Origin of the sequence: Nitratidesulfovibrio liaohensis, assembly GCF_011682075.1 — a bacterium.
GTDB classification, from domain to species: Bacteria; Desulfobacterota; Desulfovibrionia; order Desulfovibrionales; family Desulfovibrionaceae; genus Cupidesulfovibrio; species Cupidesulfovibrio liaohensis.
Map to the genome: position 1 here is coordinate 1 of NZ_VSMK01000242.1, position 20,288 is coordinate 20,288.

The 20,288-nt window shown below is 66.2% G+C and carries 14 protein-coding genes; 7 read left to right on the forward strand and 7 right to left on the reverse strand.

The window, feature by feature from the left end; translation table 11 throughout:
• Together FVW27_RS09335 and FVW27_RS09340 are read left to right on the forward strand one after the other, a co-directional pair.
• Window positions 1-1,054, forward strand: a 1,054-nt coding sequence (locus tag FVW27_RS09335; protein WP_243838319.1) for a two-component system sensor histidine kinase NtrB, incomplete at its 5' end; no start/stop codon positions are given.
• A 426-nt stretch (window positions 1,055-1,480) separates the two neighbouring features.
• Window positions 1,481-3,946, forward strand: coding sequence for a GGDEF domain-containing protein (locus tag FVW27_RS09340; protein WP_167124575.1), 2,466 nt, complete (start codon window positions 1,481-1,483; stop codon window positions 3,944-3,946).
• 239 nt (window positions 3,947-4,185) lie between these two features.
• Here FVW27_RS09340 and FVW27_RS09345 read toward each other — a convergent pair whose 3' ends face one another.
• A complete protein-coding gene (locus FVW27_RS09345) occupies window positions 4,186-5,817 on the reverse strand; it encodes an L-lactate permease (RefSeq protein WP_167124577.1) in 1,632 nt (543 codons plus the stop codon).
• 230 nt (window positions 5,818-6,047) lie between these two features.
• Here FVW27_RS09345 and FVW27_RS09350 point away from each other — a divergent pair, with 230 nt between their 5' ends.
• Window positions 6,048-7,190 (forward strand): LysR substrate-binding domain-containing protein, encoded by a 1,143-nt coding sequence (locus FVW27_RS09350; protein WP_167124579.1) that lies wholly within the window; start codon window positions 6,048-6,050, stop codon window positions 7,188-7,190.
• On the opposite strand, the gene FVW27_RS09355 is transcribed toward FVW27_RS09350, so the two are convergent.
• The 4 genes from FVW27_RS09355 to FVW27_RS09370 all read right to left on the reverse strand — a co-directional run bounded on the left by FVW27_RS09355 (window position 7,191) and on the right by FVW27_RS09370 (window position 13,824).
• Entirely contained in the window at window positions 7,191-9,569 is a 2,379-nt protein-coding gene (locus FVW27_RS09355) for a chemotaxis protein CheA (protein ID WP_167124581.1), read from the reverse strand. It lies immediately after the preceding gene.
• Window positions 9,566-10,192, reverse strand: coding sequence for a chemotaxis protein CheW (locus tag FVW27_RS09360; RefSeq protein WP_167124583.1), 627 nt, complete (start codon window positions 10,190-10,192; stop codon window positions 9,566-9,568). Before FVW27_RS09360 ends, FVW27_RS09355 begins: the two co-directional genes overlap by 4 nt.
• A 332-nt stretch (window positions 10,193-10,524) precedes the next feature.
• Window positions 10,525-12,708: a methyl-accepting chemotaxis protein gene (locus FVW27_RS09365; protein ID WP_167124585.1), complete on the reverse strand. Its 2,184-nt coding sequence runs from the start codon at window positions 12,706-12,708 to the stop codon at window positions 10,525-10,527.
• Window positions 12,709-13,299: 591 nt separating this feature from the next.
• A complete protein-coding gene (locus FVW27_RS09370) occupies window positions 13,300-13,824 on the reverse strand; it encodes an RrF2 family transcriptional regulator (RefSeq protein WP_167124587.1) in 525 nt (174 codons plus the stop codon).
• Between the two features lie 754 nt (window positions 13,825-14,578).
• On the opposite strand from FVW27_RS09370, the gene FVW27_RS09375 reads away from it, so the two are divergent.
• The 4 genes from FVW27_RS09375 (at window position 14,579) to FVW27_RS09390 (ending at window position 17,587) form a co-directional block, all read left to right on the forward strand.
• Entirely contained in the window at window positions 14,579-15,148 is a 570-nt protein-coding gene (locus FVW27_RS09375) for an RrF2 family transcriptional regulator (protein WP_167124589.1), read from the forward strand.
• Between the two features lie 18 nt (window positions 15,149-15,166).
• A complete protein-coding gene (gene sqr, locus FVW27_RS09380; RefSeq protein WP_167124591.1) occupies window positions 15,167-16,408 on the forward strand; it encodes a type III sulfide quinone reductase, selenoprotein subtype in 1,242 nt (413 codons plus the stop codon).
• 13 nt (window positions 16,409-16,421) lie between these two features.
• Window positions 16,422-17,123, forward strand: a complete 702-nt coding sequence (locus tag FVW27_RS09385; protein ID WP_167124593.1) for a helical membrane plugin domain-containing protein — start codon at window positions 16,422-16,424, stop codon at window positions 17,121-17,123.
• A 77-nt stretch (window positions 17,124-17,200) separates the two neighbouring features.
• Window positions 17,201-17,587, forward strand: coding sequence for a response regulator (locus FVW27_RS09390; RefSeq protein WP_167124595.1), 387 nt, complete (start codon window positions 17,201-17,203; stop codon window positions 17,585-17,587).
• Between the two features lie 457 nt (window positions 17,588-18,044).
• Here FVW27_RS09390 and FVW27_RS09395 read toward each other — a convergent pair whose 3' ends face one another.
• Both FVW27_RS09395 and FVW27_RS09400 read right to left on the reverse strand, forming a co-directional pair.
• Window positions 18,045-18,731 (reverse strand): tetratricopeptide repeat protein, encoded by a 687-nt coding sequence (locus tag FVW27_RS09395; protein ID WP_167124597.1) that lies wholly within the window; start codon window positions 18,729-18,731, stop codon window positions 18,045-18,047.
• Window positions 18,732-19,330: 599 nt separating this feature from the next.
• Window positions 19,331-20,288 (reverse strand): ABC transporter permease (locus tag FVW27_RS09400; protein ID WP_167124599.1); only part of this gene is annotated, 958 nt, incomplete at its 5' end.

Below are 20,288 nucleotides of genomic sequence, written 5' to 3' on the forward strand. Positions count from 1 at the left end.
GTCCGCCCATGGCCGCCCGCTGGCGGAAATCGCCCCGGAACTGGCCCGCCACCTGCCCCGGCTGCACGCGGCCCGGCGCAACGGCATGGCCACCCCGCCGGAACGGGTGGTCACCCCCATGGAGCTTCCGGCGGGTTCGCAGCCGGGAAGCCTGTCCGGCGAATCACGCCGGGTGGAGGACGTCACCGCCATTCCGCTGGAAACCGGCGAGGAAATGTGGGGCATCCTGCGCCTTGACGACGAGAGCGAACGCGCCGCCATGGAAGACCTGATGGTGCAGGCCGAAAAGATGGCCTCGGTGGGGGGGCTTGCGGCGGGCATGGCCCACGAGATCAACAACCCGCTGGGCGGCATCCTGCAAGGGGTGCAGAACCTGCGCCGCCGCCTGCTGGACGATCTGCCCGCCAACCGTGCGGCGGCGGAACGGCAGGGCGTGGATTTCGGCCGCGTCATGGCCTACACGGAAGAACGCCGCATCGGCGGGCTGCTGGACAGCATCCGCGAATCGGGCGAACGCGCGGCGCGCATCGTGGCCAACATGCTCACCTTCAGCCGCCGCAGCGACCCTTCGCGCATGCCGGTGCAGATCAACGACCTGCTGGAACGCACCCTTGAGCTGGCGGTCACCGACTACAGCCTGGCCCGCAACTACGACTTCAAACGCATTGCCGTGGTTCGCCGTTACGACCCGCAACTCCCGCCGGTGCGCTGTTCCGCCAGCGAGATGGAACAGGTGTTCCTGAACCTGTTCAAGAACGCGGCACAGGCACTGGCGCTGCGCGACAATGGGCCACCGCCGGTACTGACGGTGACCACGGCGTTGGAGGTGGCGCACCTGCGCATAGAGGTGGCCGACAATGGCCCCGGCATGTCGCACGAGTTGCGCCGCCGGGCCTTCGAGCCGTTCTTCACCACGCGCGAGACAGGCGCGGGCACGGGGCTTGGCCTGTCCGTGGCCTACTTCATCGTGGTCACCACCCACAAGGGCACCATCACCATCGAAGAATCACCGGAGGGCGGCGCGGTGGTCGTGGTGCGCCTGCCCCTGGCCTGACGCCATCCCTTACGGCCCGTTACCGGCCCTTCGTCCGGTTATCTGCCCTCTCCCCCGCCCCAGCCCAGCATGGCACCGCACAAAACCCCGGCCCGCGCCGGGGCTTCTGCAAATCGTCACCTGTCCGTCACCGCCGTCACCGACATCTTCATGCTAACTACCCGTCGAGAGACGAACCGGCGCCGCACGGCGTCACGCAACCGTCACCACGCCTTCAGGGGCGAAGGGCCAACGGACGACACACTCACCAGTCCGTGCCCAGTCCGAGCCGGACAAGGTTTTCACGCCGCCATGCCGTTGCCTCCGCATGATCGGCAACGCGACGCAGGCAGGGCCGGAACCCTGGCGCGGCGCGACGCAACGCTCATTCCGCACCATGTCAGGCGCGCATCCGGCACCGAGCCCGACACGTATCCGGGGGGATACATGCAACATACCTGGCTGGAGCCGTTTCTGGAAATGCTGGGCCGCAGGCGCGACGACCCTGGACATGCACCGCACCCGGGTGGCCTGGCGCCAGGCACCCCTCACGCCGCAAACGTCCCGCCGATATTCACGCTTCTCGAAGCGCCCGACATGCCTTCCGGTGGCGAAACATCCGGTGCCACTCCCGGCACCCCCTCGCCCACCCGTTCCCGTCCCGTTCCCCATGGCCCGACTGCCGTCGAAGCCTCCGTACGCGACATGGTGGCCCGGCACGAGGCGCTGCACATGCTGCTGGTGCGCATGGTGGACCACGTGCTGGTGCGTGACCTGTACGGAGAGGAAATCACCGCAGGCATCGAATCGTTGCTGGTGGAGGGCTTGTGGGCGGCGGTGCCCGGCCTGAGCGGCCAGCCCGCCTCGGCGCATCATCTGCTGCCGCTGGAATCCGGCGAATTCCTGGTGTTCTGGCCGGAACCGGCCACCCGCCCGCAGCGCCTGGCCGACGCCGCCTTCACCATGAAGCTGAAGCTGCAGCACCACCTGAAGGATTCCGTGCTGCGCTGGACCGGGCGCGAGGTAAACATAGGCGTAGGCTGCGCCACCTACCGCCGCCGCCCCGGCGCGGAGCCGCGTCAGGAATTCTTTCAGGCCGTGCGCGAGGCGCGCACCATGGCCCGCAAGGAACTGGACCTGTCCGACCTGCGCCTTGCGCGCGACTTCAAGGCCGTGTTGCAGGACAACGCCATCCGCACCCTGTACCAGCCCATCGTGCGCTTTCCCACCGGGCGGATCATGGCCTGGGAGGCCCTGAGCCGGGGCCCGGTGGACACGCCCTTCCACTCGCCCATGATGCTGTTCGACATCGCGGAGGAGTTGGGCATGCTCTTCGCGCTGGAACGCATCTGCCGGGAACGGGCCATTGCCTGCGCGGGCACCCTGGCCCCGGACCAGAAGCTGTTCCTGAACATCCATCCGCGCACCCTCACCGACCCCGGCTTTACCCCCGGCAGCACACTGGAGGCGGTGCGGGCCATGGGGCTTGCGCCGGAGAACATCGTCTTCGAGATTACCGAGCGGCATTCCATCCGCGATTTCGGGGTATTCTACAAGACGCTGTCGCACTACCGGGGGCAGGGGTTCAAGGTGGCCATCGACGACGCGGGCACCGGCTATTCCGGCCTTGCCACCATCGCCGAACTGAAGCCCGACTTCATCAAGATCGACATGTCGCTCATCCGCAACATCAACCGTGACCCGGTGCGCCGCGCGCTGATGGAAACCCTGGTCAGCTTTGCCGAAAAGATCGGCTCGCGGGTCATAGCGGAAGGCATCGAAACCCGAGAGGAAGCCGCCACCCTGATGGCCATCGGCGCGCACTACGGCCAGGGCTACTATCTGGGCCGCCCCGACTATCCCAAGCAGGAAACCCACGTGGACATCGGCGAGTTGCGCCCCACGGCGCAACTGCCCAGCGTGGGCAGCCTGGCCTGCTCCATGCCCGTGGGCGAACTGGCCGAACCGGCCCACACCGTGCCCCCCACCACGCTGGCGGGCGAGGTCCGCAAGCTGTTCGAAACCTCCGATCCGCTGACCAGCATCGCCGTGACGGACGAACGCGGCAAGCCGCTGGGGCTGATCATGGACTACCACCTCAACCGGCAACTTTCGGCGCAATATGGGGTGGCGCTGTACTTCAAGCGGCCCGTGTCCGCCGTCATGGACACCAAGCCGCTGGTGATGGAGGAAACCACCCCCGTGGAGGACGCCGCCCGGCTAGCCATGTCGCGCAGCCGGTTGCAGGCCTACGACGACATCATGATCACCCGCGCCGGGCTGCTGACGGGCATCGTTTCGGTGCAGCGGCTGCTGCACAAGCTGGCCCAGGTGCAGGTGGAACTGGCCAAGGGCACCAACCCGCTCACCGGGCTGCCCGGCAACGTGGCGCTGGAAAAGGAACTGGAAACGCGCCTGGCCGGGGGGCAGCCCTTTTCGCTGCTGTACGCGGACCTGGACAACTTCAAGAGCTACAACGACACCTACGGCTTCAAGAACGGCGACAGGATCATCCTGCTGCTGGCCAAGGTGCTGTCGTGGGCGGTGCAGCGGCACGGGGCCAAGGGCGACTACGTGGCGCACATCGGCGGCGACGACTTCGTGTGCATCACCTCGCCCCGCCATGCCGAGCGGGTGTGCCGGGCGGCCACGCGCTGCTTCGGACGGCTGGTGCGCGGCTGCTACTGCGCGGAGGACATCGCGCGCGGGTGGATCACCGCCCGTGGGCGCGACGGCATGGAGCGGCGCTTTCCGTTCGTGTCCGTATCGCTGGCGGTGCTGGACTGCCACGAGCGCAGCAACCTGCACGAAATCGGCGAGCGGGCCGCCCACGTGAAGCACCTGGCCAAGGCCATTCCCGGCAACGCCTACGTGCTGGAATGCGGGGTATGCCAGATGCGCGCCCTGCACTGAGTTCACGCGGCAACCTTGTCCACATGCGGCGGCCCACAACGACGGCCCCCCCACGGTGCAACGCGGGGGGGCTTGTCCGTCCGGCGGGTGCACGCGGGCACGGAGCCCACAGGAGGAGCGCACGGCTCCGTGCTTTCGGACGTATGTGGCGCCATCCGTCATGCCTGGTGAGCCAAGCATGACGGACGGTGCAGTGTTCCGAAATACCCCTTCCAATCGCTCAGGGGCTGTTCCTCAAATCAGGGAAGCATCCAGCCAATAACATAGGCCTGCAGGGTCACCAGCACGCAGATCACCAGGGTCATGGCGATGCTGTGCCCCAAGGCGAAGCGGAACAGCGCCCCTTCCTGCCCCACGGTGTGGGTGGAGGCCGTGGCAACGGAGATGGACTGCGGCGAGATCATCTTGCCGGTCACCCCGCCGGTGGCGTTGGCGGCCACGGTCAGGTACGGGTCCACGCCCACGGCGCGGGCCGTGGCCTGCTGCATGCTGCCGAAGAGCGCGTTGGACGAGGTGTTGGAGCCGGTCAGGAACACGCCCAGCCAGCCCATGATGGGCGCAAAGAACGGGAACAGCGCGCCGGTGTGGGTGAAGGCGATGCCGAGGGTCGAGCTCATGCCCGAATAGTTCATCAACTGCGCCAGCCCGAGGATGAGCATGATGGTCAGCACCGGAAAGCGCAGTTGGTGGCAGGTGCGCCAGAAGCAGCCGATGGCCCGCTTCATGCCGTAGCCAGGCATGATGGGCACCGACAGCAGGCCCGCCAGCAGGATGGCGGTGCCCCCTGCCGACAGCAGGTTGAGGGTGTACTTGGCCGCATAGGGCGCGTCCTTGGCCACGATGGGCGCCGTCTTGGCGATGGCGCCGTGCAGTCCCGGCCATTCGATGGCCTGGAGGTACACCTTGTTAAGCCCGGCCTTCACGCCATCCAGCCCCCAGAAGAACACGAACACCGCCAGGATGGCGTACGGCGCCCAGGCCCGCAGGATCTCGCCGGTGGTATGGTGGGCGCTGGCCGCCGCGCTGGCGGGCTGTTCATCGGCAAAATGCCAGGTGCTGGCGGGCTTCCAGAAGCGCAGCAGCACCAGCAGGCCGATGATGGTCACGATGGCCGCCATGACGTCGGGCAGCGTGGGGCCGTGCAGTTCTGCAAACAGGAACTGCGTGCCGCTGAAGCACACGCTGGCCACCACGATGGCGGGCAGCACTTCCATGGACCGGCGAAAGCCGCACATCACCACGGTCATCCACAGCGGCACCACCAGCGCGAACACCGGCAACTGACGCCCCACGTACTGGCTGAGCATGGTCACATCCAGGCCGCTGACCTGGCTGGCCACGATGACCGGGATGCCCAGCGCCCCGAAGGCCACGGGCGCGGTGTTGGCCACAAGGCAGATGCCCCCGGCATACACCGGGCTGAAGCCCAGCCCCATCAGCATGGCCGCCGTGATGGCCACCGGCGTGCCGAAGCCCGCCGTGCCTTCCAGGAACGCACCGAAGGCAAAGGCGATGAACAGGGCCTGCAACCGCCGGTCATCGGTAAGCCGGGCCAGCGAGCCCTTGATGATCTCGAACTCGCCCGATTCCACGGTCATGTTGTACAGCCACACGGCCGTCAGCACGATCCAGATGATCGGGAACAGCCCCATGGCCATGCCGTACAGCGTGGCGTTGACGGCAAGGCCCACGGGCATGCCCCACACGCCCACGGCGGCGCACAGCGCACCGGCCAGCCCCAGCGCGGCAGCCATGTGGCCCTTGGCCCGCCGTACGGCCAGCATGTAGAAGAGTATCGCCAGCGGCAGCATGGCCACGCAGGCCGAGGCGGCGATGTTGAAAAACGGATCGTACTGCTGCACCCAACTCATGAATGCCCCCTGTGGTTTGACGTGCATCGACGGCCACGCGCGCACCCCGTGTGCGCGGCGGCTGGCCGTATCCTGCGTGGCGCGGCCACATTCCCGCCTGCCCGCGCAATGCCGGGCGGCGGAAACGGCACCGTGGCCGCTTGAACCTCGCTGCTTCAGCTGTTAGCCAAGGGGACTGGCAGTTGTGAAATGAATTGTCTTCATCAACCCTATTCGAAAATGGAATGGCCATGCACCTCAAGGTATTGCGCTGCTTTGTGGAGGTAGTTCGCGCGGGCGGATTTTCCGCCGCGGCGCAGGCCGTGTGCGCCACCCAGTCCACGGTCAGCAAGGCCGTGCGTGGGCTGGAGGAGGACTGCGGAGCCATCCTGCTGGAGCGCACCCCGATGGGCGTGACCCTGACGGCGGCGGGCGAGGTGGCCTACCGTCGCGCACTGGCCATGCTGGCCGAAAAGGAAGCGCTGGACGCAGAGATGGACGACCTGCGCAACGTGCGCCGGGGCACGCTGCGCTTCGGCGTGCCGCCGGTGGGCAGCACCCAGCTGTTCGCCCGGCAGTTTGCCGAATACCATCGCCGCTATCCGGGTGTGCGCATAGAACTGCGCGAAAAGGGCTGCTACGCGCTTGAAGAGGACGTGCTGCGCGGCGAACTGGAAATGGCCCTGGCACTGCTGCCCGTGCCCGACCAGTTCGAGGTATCGCCCCTGTGCGACGAGCCGCTCATGGCCCTGCTGCCGCAAGGACACCCCTTGCAGGGCCGTGCGACCCTGAGCCTGCGCGACCTGGACGGCAGCGCGTTCATCCAGTTCGAACAGGGCTTTGCGCTCAACGCGCGCATCCGCGACCGCTGCCTGAAACAGGGGGTACGCCTGGACGAAACCCTGTGCAGCGGCCAGATACCCTTCATCATCAGCCTGGTGGCCGCCGGGCTTGGCGTGGCGCTGGTGCCACGCCTGATGCTGACGGAACCCCTGCCGCAGGGCATCCATTGCGCCCTGCTGGACGATGACGAACTGCGCTGGCGCGCGGTGCTGGCCTGGCGCAAGGGGCACAGCCTGTCCCCGGCGGCGGCTGCGTGGCTGCGACTGATGCACGAGATGCCGCCGCGCATCTTGAGCGGCAGCGACGGCGGCCCGGCGCAAAAGACCGCGCCGAACACGCCGGACACGCCGGGCACGCCGGGCACGCCGGACACGCCGGACAGATTCGTCAGGCACGCCAGCCACGTCAGGCCGGACACGGCGGGCATGGCATGTTGCGGAACCGCGGAAACGCGAGGACTGGTACCGACAAACAGAAAAGCCCCACCAGTCGGGGCGGGGCAAGGTTGCGCAGCGGGCGGAAAAGCCGCGAAGAGCGGGCGCAAACGCTGATCAGCGTTCCTGCATGCCCTGCGCCACGCGCACCAACTGGGCGGCATCGAGAATCAGCGATATGCCGCCCTCGGCGTCCACGCTGGACCCGGCAATCCAGGCGGCTCGGCGGCACGGCCCGCCCAGGCGCTTGATGACCGCTTGCTCCAGCCCGGCCACGCCGTCCACGGCAAAGCCCACCGGCTGGCCGTCCACGTTGGCGATGATCACCCGCTCGTAGGCGGGCTGTTCGCCCGGCACATCCAGAAAGCGGCGCAGGCTCAGGCACGGCACCAGCCTCTCGCGGTATTCGATGAGGCCCAGCGTGGCGGCCTCGCCGTTCACGAAGCGCTCCAGGCAAGCCTGCACCTGGGTCAGGGGCAGGATGAACGTTTCGTCGCCCACGCGCACGCGCAGCCCGTCGATGATGGCCAGGGTAAGCGGAATGCGCAGCCGCCAGGCCGTGCCCTCGCCCCGCCGGGTGACCACGTCCACGCTGCCGCGCAGCGCCCCCAAGGCCGTGCTGACCACGTCCAGCCCCACCCCGCGCCCGGAAAGGTCCGATACGCCGCTGGCCGTGCTGAAGCCGGGCAGAAACAGCAGTTGCAGCAGTTCCGCCTCGCCGGGGTCGGCTTCCGGCGCCAGCAGGCCCCGCGCCACGCCCACGGCACGCAGTTTGTCCAGGTCGATGCCCGCTCCGTCGTCGGACACGGTGATCAGCACCTCGCCCCCGGCATGGGTGGCGGACAGCCGCAGCACCGCCTCGGCGGGCTTGCCCGCCGCCAGGCGCACGTCGGCGGGTTCCACCCCGTGATCCATGGCGTTGCGCACCAGGTGCAGCAGGGGGTCGCGCAGGTGGTCGATGACGGTCTTGTCCAGTTCCGTCTCGCCGCCCTCGGCCACAAAGCGCACATCCTTGCCCAAACGGGCCGCAAGGTCGCGCACCAGCCTCCGGAAAGCGTGAAAGGTGGCGTCCAGCGGCACCATGCGCACCGACATGGTGCTGTCTCGCAACGATTCGGTAAGCCGTTCCAGCCCTTCGGCCAGTTCGCGCAGGCGCGGATCGTCGTGGTCGGTGGCGATGCGCGACAGGCGCGCCTGCAGGATGACCAGTTCGCCCACGTTGTCCAGCAGGCGGTCCACCTTGGCGCTGTCCACACGCAGGCTGGTGGTGGGGCCTTCGTCGCCGCCGGGGCGCAGGGTGCCCGCCTGGGCGGCTTCGTCGGCTGCCGGGGGTGCACATTCCGGCACGGGCCAGGGCACAGCGGCTACGGCAGACGCCGACGGTGAAACCAGCGGCGATGTGGCGGCAGGTATGCCGCCGGAAGCCATCGAAACAGCGTCCGCGCTCCCACCCTGCCCGCGCACCGCCCGCAGGGCCTCGTCACCCGCACCGGCGGCGGCCAGCAGTCCGGCCGCATCGGCAACGCCCCCCTGCGCCGCGATGCGGCACAGCAGCTCCGGCGAAGGCAGCAGTCGTTCCTCGCCCAGCGCCACAACGTTCAGCCCGGCCTCGTCCATCAGCGCGACGAACGGTTCGCGCACCATGGCCAGCGGATGTTCCGTGATCAGCACGGCGTCCCAGCTCAGGTGCACCGCTTCCGCGTCCAGCCTGTCCAGAGCGGGCACGACCTCGCAGTGGGGCCAGACATGCAGTGGGCCAAGCCCGTGCAGTCCGTCCAGCAGCCGGGAAGGGTCCAGCCCCCGGCGCAGCGCGTCAGGCGACGGGGTGTAGTGCAACCAGTACACTTGCGACTCGCGGGGAGAGCCCGCGGGAACGGCGGACCGTTCCGGGGGCGTGAGCCCGGCCATATGCCCAGGCGACGCCGGGATGGCCCCCGATGCGGCCATGGGGAAGTCCCGAGGCGGCGCGGCGGGCAAGGCATCTGCCGCACCGACCGCATCGTCGCCCCTCACCCCGGAAGAGGCAGGAAAGGCGCCGGGTGCGACGGCGGGTGCGACCCAGCGCGCCGACAGTCCGCCGATGCGGTCCAGCAGTTCACGCTCGCGCTCGGCAACGCCGTCCGCATCGGCACCATCTTCCGCCCTGTCCGCAGACGGTTTTTTTCCCTCAACCGGGACCGACGCGCCCCGTGCCAGCAGTTCCTGCAAGTGGTCCTTGGCGTCCAGGCCAAGGGCCAGCAACTCGGATGTGGCCGGAGCCCCGGCCTTGCGCACGTTGTCGAACAGGTCTTCCACCGCATGGGTGAAGCGGGCCACGGCATCGAAACCGAACATGGCTCCGGTGCCCTTCAGGGTATGCAGGGCGCGGAACACCCGTGCCATGAGCGCGGCATCGCCGGGGTGCGATTCCAGCTCCAGCAGCGCCTCCTCGAGGTCGATGAGTAGGTCGCGCGCTTCCTCGGTGAACACGCGCCGTGCGGTGCCGCCGGGGTTCATGCGTCACCTCCGCCCAAGCGGACGGGGATTTCCGGCGTGCCATGGGCACGGGCCGGATGCGCGTGCGGCTGGGCATCGGCAGACTGCCCATCGGCAAGGGGGCGGGACGGGTTCCGCGACGGGGAGTGAGACGGGGATTGGGGCAGCGTCGGCACCTGGGCGCCTGAAGGCTCCTCGTCATCGAACAGGCGGTCGGCATCCAGCAGCAGCACGTGCCGCCCCTCGTGGCGGAATATCCCCGCCAGCACGTCGGCAGGCACGGGGGTACCCATGCGCGGCGGCGGCTCCACGGCAACGGCGTCGATTTCGATGACCTCACGCACGGCGTCGGCCAGCGCGCCCACCAGGGTGATGCCTCCTCCCGCATCGGGGGGCGCGGGCACCTCCACGATGACGATGCGCGAATGCACGGTGCGCGCAACACTCCCCATGCCGAGCCGGGTACGCAGGTCCACCACCGGCACGGCCGCGCCGCGCAGGTTCACCACCCCGCGCACATGTTGCGGCATGCGGGGAATGCGGGTCAGGTCGCCGAAGTCCAGCACTTCGCGCACCACGCCGATGTCGAGGGCAAAGCGCTCGTCCCCCAGGGTCAGGGCCAGCAGCCTGCGCACGGGCACCATGGGGCCAGGCCCCGGAAGTGACGGGCTTGCCGCACGCCCCGTGTTTGCCGGGTGCGCCGGGCTTGCAGAATGCGCCGGGCTTGCAGAATGCGCCGGGCTTGCAGAATGCGTCTGACCGGCCTGACGAGCCCCGTCACGCGGCACGGCGTCGGCGGGCGGCGTGTCCGCCGCTTTCCCCCCGCCCGCATGGTCCTGCGGTGCCTGTCTGTTGTTGCCCTGCTGCACGTCGTGGTTCCGCTGTGGGACGGCTTGCGCCGCGACCCGGTCTGAATGTGCGGATATGCGCCGGTTCCGGGCCATCCCGCCAGATGCATACATCGCGCTGAACGTTCCTAGAAGCGTTCGAAATCCTGATCGTCCGTGTCGTCCGCATCGTCCGTGAGGTTGATGCGCACCCTGCGCGGGTCGCCGTCCTTCAGGGCGGGCATGGCCGAGGGCCGCGGCCCCGGCACCCGCTGCACCTTGGGGGACATGTCCGTCCCCAGGCGGAAGAAGGCCACGGTGCGTTGCAGGTGGGCCGCCTGGGCCGACAATTCTTCGGACGTGGATGCCACCTCTTCGGAAGCCGCCGCGTTCTGCTGGATGACCTGATCGAGCATGTGCAGGGCCTCGTTGACCTGGCTTGCGCCCTCGCGCTGCTCGATGCTGGCGGCGGCGATCTCCTGCACCAGTTCGGCGGTGCGCTCGATGTCCGGCACCAGCTTGCCCAGCAGTTCTCCCGCACGTTCCGAAACTTCCAGGCTGGCCCCGGACAGCCGGTTGATTTCCGCAGCCGCCGCCTGGCTGCGTTCGGCCAGTTTGCGCACTTCCGAGGCCACCACGGCAAAGCCGCGTCCCTGCTCGCCCGCGCGGGCCGCCTCGATGGCGGCGTTCAGGGCCAGCAGGTCGGTCTGCCGGGCAATTTCCTCGATGATGGAAATCTTGCTGGCAATCTCGCGCATGGCCTTCAGCGTGGCGGCCACCGCCGTGCCCGAGTCGCGGGCGTCATCCGCCGCGCGCACCGCGATGGATTCGGTGGTGCGGGCGTTTTCGGCGTTCTGGGCAATGCGCGCCACCATCTCTTCCATGGAGGCGGAGCACTGCTCCACCGAGGCGGCCTGTTCCGTTGCCCCCTGTGAAAGGGCCTCTGCCGTGGCGCTCAGCTCCTCGCTGCCCGCGGCCACGTTCTCGGCGCCCACCTGCACGTCGCGCACGACGTCGGACAGCCGATGCACCATGTTGCCCAGCGAGGTCAGCAACCGGTCGTTGTCGCCGCGTGGCTCCAGCGACACGCGCAGATCGCCGGTGGCCAGCGTTGTGGCGTTGCGCGCGATGGACCGCTCGACGGAAACCATCTCTCCCAGGGCACGCATCAGTTCGTCGCGCGGGCCGCGCATGACCACTTCGATGTCCACGTTGCCCCGGGCCAGTTCGCGGGCCGTTTCCACCACGCGGCGCTCGGCAAGAAGCATCTCCTGCATGGCCTGCAGCAGCCTGCCCACTTCGTCGGTGCCCTCGACCTCGATTTCCACCGAAGTCTCGCCCTGGGCCACGGCCTCGGCCACGGCGGCCGCGCGGGCAATGCCACCGCGCACCGACTTGCCGATGAGCACGGCGAACAGCAGCCCCAGCACCAGAGCACCGCCGGCAACCCCCAGCGAAACCATGGCCGAGCGGCGCACTGCTTCCTTCATGCGGTCCTGCTGGGCATCCTTCACCGCCACAACGGTGTTGCGCACGCCATCGGCCACGTTGGCCATGCCCGACAGACGGTTTTCGCGCTCTACCTCATCCTTGACCAGTTGCTCCACCTGCTCGCGGTATCCCCGTACGCTCGCCAGCACGGAAGTGGCCAACCTCCAGTTTTCACCGGTCCCCTCGCTGGCGGAAAGGCCGGATGCCGCGGAGATGGCCTTGTCCAGACGCATGCGGGCACGGGACAGGGAATCCGTATCGCCCCGCCACAGATAATAAAGCACATCCACCCGGGACTGGAGAAATTCAGTTTCCAGGGTGACCAGGGTTTGCAGCTCGTCGCGCCGGGAGGCCAGCGAAGGATTGCTTTGAACAATGGCGTTCAGGCGCGCGGCGTGCAGCCGCTCCACCCCTTCCTGAAGGGCATTGGCAGCCTGCACGGCGTTCTTGATGGTCTGTTCGCGATGGGTCAGCACACCGTCCAGTTCCAGGAACTTGCGCCGATAGTCGGCATGCATGGGTCCCAGCACATCCAGCCCTCCACCGCGCACCCCATCAACCGCAAGGCGTTCGCGCAACGCGGCTATGCCCTCGGCATCCTTGCCATGCTGCGCCTCGAAGGCACGCACGTGCTCCCTGCTCTGGCTGAGCAGGTAATACAGGATTTCCACCCGTGAATGCTCCATGCCCGCCACCAGCGCCTGTGCGTTGCCAGTGACCTCCGACTGTCGCAGCAGGTGTTGCTGCTGCTGCCACGAAGAGGTAACCACCCCCGCCACCATGAGCAGCAGCGAGCCGAACCCCATGCTGAGCTTCATGAACAGACTGCAATTCTTGAGCATCCGGAACCCCCTGGCCCTGTCGAAACCTGTCGAAAAATTGAACCGGCAAGCGCGATGGCGCGTCGGGCCTCTCCCGTATCGCATTTCACCCGGGGCGGCAAACCGCACGCACCCCTTCGAAGCACGTATGCAATACGCTGTATTTTCTGAAAATCATCATGAACCACAACAACCGGACACAGGCCGATGCCCGGCAGTTTGTGCCCATGTGCATTGCTGGCGCCCTAAAATCTTGCAAGAAACACGCCGAGATAGACCTCCGACGCAACCGTTGCCATAACCACGGGCCCGAACGTTTGCGGCACCAATACGTGGAACCAGCCGCCGCCCCTCACCAAAAAAGAAGCCGCCGGAAAACCGGCGGCTTGGCGCTGCAAGCTTGCGGCAAGGCAATACGGAAGGCACGTGGGCCAAAGGAGGGGGATGTCCGAGAGGAATCGGCGAGCGCGGGGCAGCGAGACATGTCCGGCAACCCGACGGGCTGAACGGCAAGGGCTCGACAACGCCAGCCACGTCAACAAGGCCAAGCTGCTGCACACCGGCAAATCGAACGCGCCGATGACTACAGTGCCGCACACCGGCGCGGCGGCATCAGTACAGTTCGGCCGGGCTTGTCGGACGGACCGGGCGGCGGACGGTGGAACGTTTCGCGGCGGGGGCGTCCTCGTCCGCCGTGCGACAGACTGCCTCGTCGTGGGGAGCCAGCAGCTGGTCACCTTCCATGAGGGTGGCCAGGGTGGTCTCTTCCAGCGAACGCTCCAGCGCCTGCGACGCGCGCACCCAAGCCGACCTGGTCAGGCACGAGGCCCGACGGGCGCAGGCATTGGCATCGCCAGAACAACAGACGGTAAGCTGAATGCCCCCTTCCATCAGGCGCACGATCTCGCTCAGGGTGATCTCTTCAGGGGTGCGGGCCAACATGTGCCCACCGGAGGCCCCGCGAGAACTGCGCGTCAACCCGCCGCGCTTCAGGGTCTTGAGTATCTGCTCGATGAACTGGACCGTCACGCCGGTGTGCTGGGACAGCGCCGTGGTGGTCATGGGAGACTCTTCGCCGTGCATGGCCAAAGCAAGAAGGATGCGCGCCGCATATCGTGTCTTTGCTGCAAGCTTCATGGTGTTGGGTCCCGCGCCCGTCACTCGACGTCGCGCCACACGGAACGACGTAAAAAGAGTGAGCTATTACATAAGTATGGGAAAAGTCTTACAGAAAATATCCTCCTTTGTCAATAGGAATTAAAAAAATTCGCTTTCGCTGCGCATGCTGAAAATCGATTGAAACGTCAGGATGTTAGTACCCATTGACCCTTGAAAAAACGAAAATGGGTAAATAAAAACAATCGGTTTTCACAACATGAAGCAGCACTCTCGCCCATACGCACCAAAACCACTCTCGGAAAAGAAAGCATTACAGCACACCTAGCTGTGCAAACTCGCCATGTGCTCCCGCCACGCTGACCGGCAACCCAGCACGGACAACAGGTATTCAGGCCCTTGCCTGCCCCCATCAAATATTTGTTTTCCCGACGTGTGCCCCACACTTCACGCCTCGCATGGGGTGTACCAGCCGCAGTGTCGGGCGTGCTTCTTGTTGCCTGGCGCAAGCCAAACAAGAAATATTTTTCACAATCAAAAAATAGAACCATAAATTCAGAATGTTGAAAAATCCCCCTTTTTACGGGGGGTGCTTGACACCTAAATTCGGATGGGTTTAATTCATACGAAATTAATCTGATTCGAAAGGATTCGGATTAATAGAAACAAAATTGTATCAATATACATACGATCACTCCCGGAATCTCCCGGTCAACAGCCCCACCGCGCCCCGGCGCGCCGCCCTCGCCCCCCCGCACAGGCACTGGAGAACGGCATGAGAATTTCCTCCACGGTGCATTACGCATCCCGGCTGCTGGTCAACCTTGCCCTGCACTGCCCGCAGGACGGGCCCCTTTCCGCCTCCGAACTGGCCGAGCACACGGGCATTTCCGTCAAGTTCATCGAAAAGATCATCCGGCAACTGCGCACGGCGGGCATGGTCCGCAGCGTACGCGGCGCCGCCGGCGGCCACGTGCTGACCATGAATCCCGACGACGTGACCCTGGGCGACGTGCTGCGCGTGGTGGAAGGCGGCGTGCAGCCGCCCAACTGCTGCGTGGGCGCGGACTGCGACGACACCCCTTGCCGCTGCAAGGCCGCCTGGACCAGCGCCGCCAAGGCCCTGGAAGAAACCCTGGACCAGTTCACCCTTACCGACATCATGCACGGCGCCGAACGCCCCGACGACTGCGCCCACATGGCCAGCGAGGCGGACACCGACGCGCGCCCCGCCCCCAAGGCCAAGCTGAACGGCAACAAGCCGCTGAACACGCCGCGATACGGCAGAACGCCCCGTGCCCTGCGGGGCTGCAATACCCGAATCTGCTCTCACCAAAGCCAATAAGTGAAGGAGTAACCTGGCATGAAGAAACTGCTCATTCTTGGGGCAGGTGCCGGCGGCACCATGCTCGCCACCAAAATGAGGAAAAAGCTCAGCGAGCGTGAATGGGAGATCACGGTCATCGACCGCGACCTCACCCACCATTACCAGCCCGGCTGGCTGTTCATACCCTTCGGCATCGACACCCCCAAGGGTTGCGAGAAGCCCAAGAAGGATTTCATCCCCCGCGGCGTCAACTTCGTGCAGGATACCATCACCAATGTGGATCCGGAAGCGAAGGTGGTCACCTGTGAAGGCGGCAAGTACAGCTATGACTGGGTGGTCATCGCCACCGGCTGCCGCATTGCCCCCGACGAAGTGGAAGGCCTGCTGGACGACTGGCGCGGCAACATCCACGACTTCTACACCCCCGACGGCGCCGCCGCCCTGCTGCCCAAGCTGAAGAACTTCAAGAAGGGCCGCCTTGTCCACCACATCTGCGAAACCCCCATCAAGTGCCCCGTCGCCCCGCTTGAGTTCATCTACCTGGCCGACTGGTACTTCACCAAGATGGGCGTGCGCGACAACATCGAAATCGAACTGGTCACCCCGCTGACCGGCGCCTTCACCAAGCCGGTGGCCGCCAAGATCCTGGGTGAACTGTGCGAACAGAAGAACATCAAGGTCACTCCCAACTTCGTGGTGGACAGCGTTGACGCGGGCAACAAGACCATCGCCTCCGTCACCGGCGACGAGATCGACTACGATCTGCTCGTCACCATTCCCCCGAACATGGGCCAGCAGTTCCTGATCGATTCGGACATCGCCGACCCCATGGGCTTCATGGATACCGACAAGGGCACCCTGAAGTCCAAGAAGTACCCCAACATGTACGTCATCGGCGACACCACCAACGTGCCGACCTCCAAGGCCGGTTCCGTGGCCCACTACGAGGCCGACATCATCGCCGAAAACCTGATGTCCGACATCGACGGCAGCGAGCACTACCACCACTTCGACGGTCACTCCACCTGCTTCATCGTGACCGGCTACGAAAAGGCCTCGCTCATCGACTTCAGCTACGACGTGGAACCGCTGCCCGGCATGTTCCCCTTCCCCGGTGTGGGGCCCTGCGCGCTGCTGGGCGAAAGCCACATCAACTACTGGGGCAAGCTGATGTTCAAGTGGGTCTACTACAGCCTGATGCTGAAGGGTCACGAGTTGCCGTTCGAGCCGAACATGTACCTGCACGGCAAGGACACTTCCCTGATGCGGAAGAAGTAAGCCGGAGGCACCAATGACCAACGAAGAACTCATTCTCCAGCGCCTCGAGGCCATGGAAGAGCGGATCGCTTTCCTGCACGAGCGCGCGATGGGCACCAAATACTTCATCGAGGAAGTGACGCCCATCGGCAACCACGCCTTCCGCCTGATGGTGGAAGAATTGCAGGACGTGCACGGCCGCGTGCATCTCGACGACATCTTCGAGTTGCTGCGCCGTGGGCTGCGTAGCGTCCCCAACCTGAACTACTGCCTCGACCAGCTGGAAAACCTCATCGACCTGTGGCGCACCATGCACCCGGCGGTGGCCCCCACCTGGCCCCACATCATCGAGGGGCTTGGCAAGTGGGAACAGGACGGCGTGTTCGCCAAGCTGTCGGCCCTGAAGGGCGCGGGCGGCAAGGTGCTGGACGCCAACACCCCCGAAGGCATCGAGAAGATGGGCGACGCGCTCGCCTTCATGACCGTGCTGCTGCAAAAGCTGGCCGATCCCAACGTGCAGGTCTTCCTGGCCCGCGCGGTGGACATGCTGGCCAAGCTGGACCTGTCGCAGGCCAAGCCTGTGGGCATGTTCGGCATGGTTGGCGCCCTCGGTTCCAAGGAAGCCAAGGAAGGCCTTGGCGTTGCCATGGAAGTGCTGAAGGCGCTCGGCGCGCTGAAGGGCGACGGCTGCTGCGCCTGCGGCTGCGCTTCGCACGCCCCGGCCAAGAACGACTAGCGACATCGAACGGACCCGCCGTTGCCCCCCTTGGCACGGCGGGTCCTTTTCACACCCATCTTGTGAAGGAGTTATCAATGTCCGCGACCAACATGAGTGCCACCCGTCGTCGCGTACTCGTCGTCGACAACGACCCGACGGAGCGCGAACGCCTTGCCGGTCTGCTGACGGCGGAAGGACATGCCGTTCGCACCGCCGCCTCCACGCCCGAGGCGCTGGAGGCCGCCGCCAGCTTCCGCCCCGATGTGATCACCCTGGAAATGGACCTGCCCAGCCCCGGCGGCACGGTGTTCTACGCCCGGCTGCGCCGCAGCCCCGCCCTGCGCGAAACCCCCGTGGTGGTGGTAAGCGGTGTGGGTCCGCGCCCGGCGCGCCTTGCCCGCCGCGTGCCCACTCATCAGAAGCCGGTAGTGCCCGCTGCCCTGCTGGACACCATCCGCAGGACCGTTCCGGCGCAGGCGTAACGCCCCCGCCAGGGGCTGCGGCGGAACGGCGGACACATTTCCGCCGGGCCTTCACCAGTCAACGGTCGCCGCGTCCCGCGTTACCTGCCCCGCCCTTCCTGCCCCGCCCCGCCCTTCCTGCCCCTACCTGCGCAGGTGAGCCATCCTCCTCCGGCTCCCACCTTCACCGAATCGATAGCACCGCTGCACCTCGATACCGGTTCACCTGCGCAATTCGGACCAAATTAGTCAAATTCATACTTGCATCGTAGGATTTCCGCACCCCGCACGGGGGCCAAGCACGGTGCGAATGCGCCAAAGACTACGGGGCCCCGTGCCTTTCGGCAGGGAGCCCCGCGCATTGCATGCATCAGCCACTGTGCGGCGCAAGGAGGTGGAAACCGCCGCGCGCGGCCTTAGCCCGGCGGCGCGGCAGCACGGGGGTTGCCATCCCCGTTGCCGCACCGCCTGCCGCCGGTTACTGGGCCGCACCCTCCGGCAGCGGGAAACAACGCAGCCAGCGCGCCGCAAGCTTTTCGGCCCGCGCCACGTCCTTGTCCTTCATCCTGTCGATCAGTTCGCGCCGGGCGTCTCCGGCCTTGGCAAAGCCCGCCGTCACGGCCAGGTCGAACCACATGTACGCGCGCACCTCGCTGGCGGGCACGCCCGCACCGTCACGACACATGGTGCCGAGCAGGTGCATGGCCTTGCCGTTGCCCAGGGTGGCCGCGCTCAGGAACAGTTCCCGCGCGACCTTGCGCGAGGTGGCGTCGGTGGCCTCGCCGTGGTAGGCAAGCCCCACGTTGCAGCGAGCCTCGGCGGCCAGCAGGCGCGCCTTGCGGACAAAGTCACGCTTGGCGGCCACCAGTTCCATGCCGAATTGCTTGTCGCGGAAGTCGGTGGGCAGGTCGTCGTACACCGGTTCGCAGTTGTAGCCGCACTTGTCGGCCTTGCGGAACAGTTCCAGCGCCTTGCCGAAGTCTTGTGCCACGCCCTTGCCGGTGGCGTGCAGCACGCCGTAGAAGTTGAGGGCCTCGTGATGCTCCGCCTTGGCGGCGCGGCTCAGCCACTGGGCGGCCTTGGTGAAGTCCTGCGCCACGCCGTTGCCTTCGTAATACAGCATGCCAAGATTGAACTGGGCGCTTGCGTCGCCCGCCTCAGCCATCGCGAACATCTCCTGAACTTGCATTGGCTTGCCCCTGTGTACTGAAAGGTTGGGAAATCCTGCCCCGGTGCTTTCGTGGTGGCCCCCGCCTCCGGCGCCATCCGGTTGCGGGTGCCGCGGCGACAACACCGCCGGGCCAACTTGGGAAACCTCTTCGCCTTGTTCCGGTAACCGGGCAACGCGGGGGCATGGTTCCGCGTGAGCCCAGTATGATCCAACGTAAGCCTTCAGTCCCGGGCACGGAGGTGCGGGTGGCAGTCCGCGTGTTTCGTTAATTCCTACCGTGCTGGTATGGGTTATTTCCTACCTAGCTGGTGTGATATTGTCAACGGGACTATCGAAGATTTTCTCAAAAAATATATCGTTTAATTACACGACGATAAAAACAAGAGCGCCGGAATCCTTGATTCCGGCGCTCTTGTGCGCTTTGCCGCCCGGCAAAGGCTGTCATTTCACATGGCACGATGACGGGCTTTTCCCCTTCGCTACAACCAACTGAAATACTTACAGTCTGACCCGGAACGAAACGCAAATCCTACCAAAACGAGATGAGATGCAACTTGGCACCACATCAGGCCGCGCGCAGCGCGATTAACGGATCAGGCCGCGCGCAGCGCGTCTACGATAACCAGCCGCGAGGCCTTGATGGCAGGCAGGATGCCCCCCAGGCAGCCCATGCCCGTGCCGAACAGCAGCGACCACATGGCAATGCGCGGGCTGAGGGTGAAGCTGAACGCCAGTTCCGAGAAGGTCTGGAAGTTCATGGTGGAAATGGTCACCCATTGCAGGGTGGACGCCAGCAGCAGGCCAATGGCTCCGCCGCTGCCGCCCAGCAGCAGCGATTCCAGCAGAAAGGCACGCAAAATGTCCCGGCGCTGAAACCCGATGGCGCGCAGGGTGCCTATCTCGCGCACCCGGTTGGCCACGGCGGCGTGCATGGTGATCATGGCCCCGATGATGGCCCCCAGCGAGAAAATGGCGGGCAGCATGGTGCCCAGCACGCCAAGAAACTTGGCCATCATCTCGGATTGCTCCTCGTAGAAGCGGGTTTCCCGCTTGCCTTCCAGTTGCAGGCGCGGGTCCGCCGCCAGGCCAGCGCGCAGACCGTCCAGACCGGATGGTCCGCCGCGTTCGTTCATGCGCCCCACCACCACGGAATAGGACGAACGGCGGAAGGCGGCCATCAGTTGATCCACGTCGCCCCAGACTTCCGAGCTGAATCCGGTGGCCCCGGCCTCGAAGATGCCCACCACGGTCCAGTCGCGCAGGCCGAAGCGCAGGCTTTCGCCAATGCCGGTGCCGCTGAACCGCCGGGCAATGCTTTCCCCGGCGATGATCTCGGACGTGCCGAAGCGCGGCATGCGCCCTTCCTTCAGCTTCACCTGCGGACGCAGTTCCAGCGAATGGGGGCCGATGCCCCGGATGACCACGTTGGACGGCTTGGTGGTGCCGCGCTTGTTCAGGGTGATCAGCACCACCAGTTCGCGCGCGGCCAACGGCCCGCCGCCGGCGGCGCGGGCCACCTGGGGCAGGCTTTCCGCCAGCGGGGCCTGGTCG

Coding starts and splice junctions, on each gene's coding strand:
- FVW27_RS09375 (WP_167124589.1), top strand. CDS start 14,579: ATGAGAATTTCCTCCACGGTGCATTACGCATCCCGGCTGCTGGTCAAC.
- sqr (WP_167124591.1), top strand. CDS start 15,167: ATGAAGAAACTGCTCATTCTTGGGGCAGGTGCCGGCGGCACCATGCTC.
- FVW27_RS09390 (WP_167124595.1), top strand. CDS start 17,201: ATGTCCGCGACCAACATGAGTGCCACCCGTCGTCGCGTACTCGTCGTC.
- FVW27_RS09340 (WP_167124575.1), top strand. CDS start 1,481: ATGCAACATACCTGGCTGGAGCCGTTTCTGGAAATGCTGGGCCGCAGG.
- FVW27_RS09385 (WP_167124593.1), top strand. CDS start 16,422: ATGACCAACGAAGAACTCATTCTCCAGCGCCTCGAGGCCATGGAAGAG.
- FVW27_RS09365 (WP_167124585.1), bottom strand. CDS start 12,708: ATGCTCAAGAATTGCAGTCTGTTCATGAAGCTCAGCATGGGGTTCGGC.
- FVW27_RS09355 (WP_167124581.1), bottom strand. CDS start 9,569: ATGAACCCCGGCGGCACCGCACGGCGCGTGTTCACCGAGGAAGCGCGC.
- FVW27_RS09350 (WP_167124579.1), top strand. CDS start 6,048: ATGCACCTCAAGGTATTGCGCTGCTTTGTGGAGGTAGTTCGCGCGGGC.
- FVW27_RS09345 (WP_167124577.1), bottom strand. CDS start 5,817: ATGAGTTGGGTGCAGCAGTACGATCCGTTTTTCAACATCGCCGCCTCG.
- FVW27_RS09370 (WP_167124587.1), bottom strand. CDS start 13,824: ATGAAGCTTGCAGCAAAGACACGATATGCGGCGCGCATCCTTCTTGCT.
- FVW27_RS09360 (WP_167124583.1), bottom strand. CDS start 10,192: ATGGTGCCCGTGCGCAGGCTGCTGGCCCTGACCCTGGGGGACGAGCGC.
- FVW27_RS09395 (WP_167124597.1), bottom strand. CDS start 18,731: ATGGCTGAGGCGGGCGACGCAAGCGCCCAGTTCAATCTTGGCATGCTG.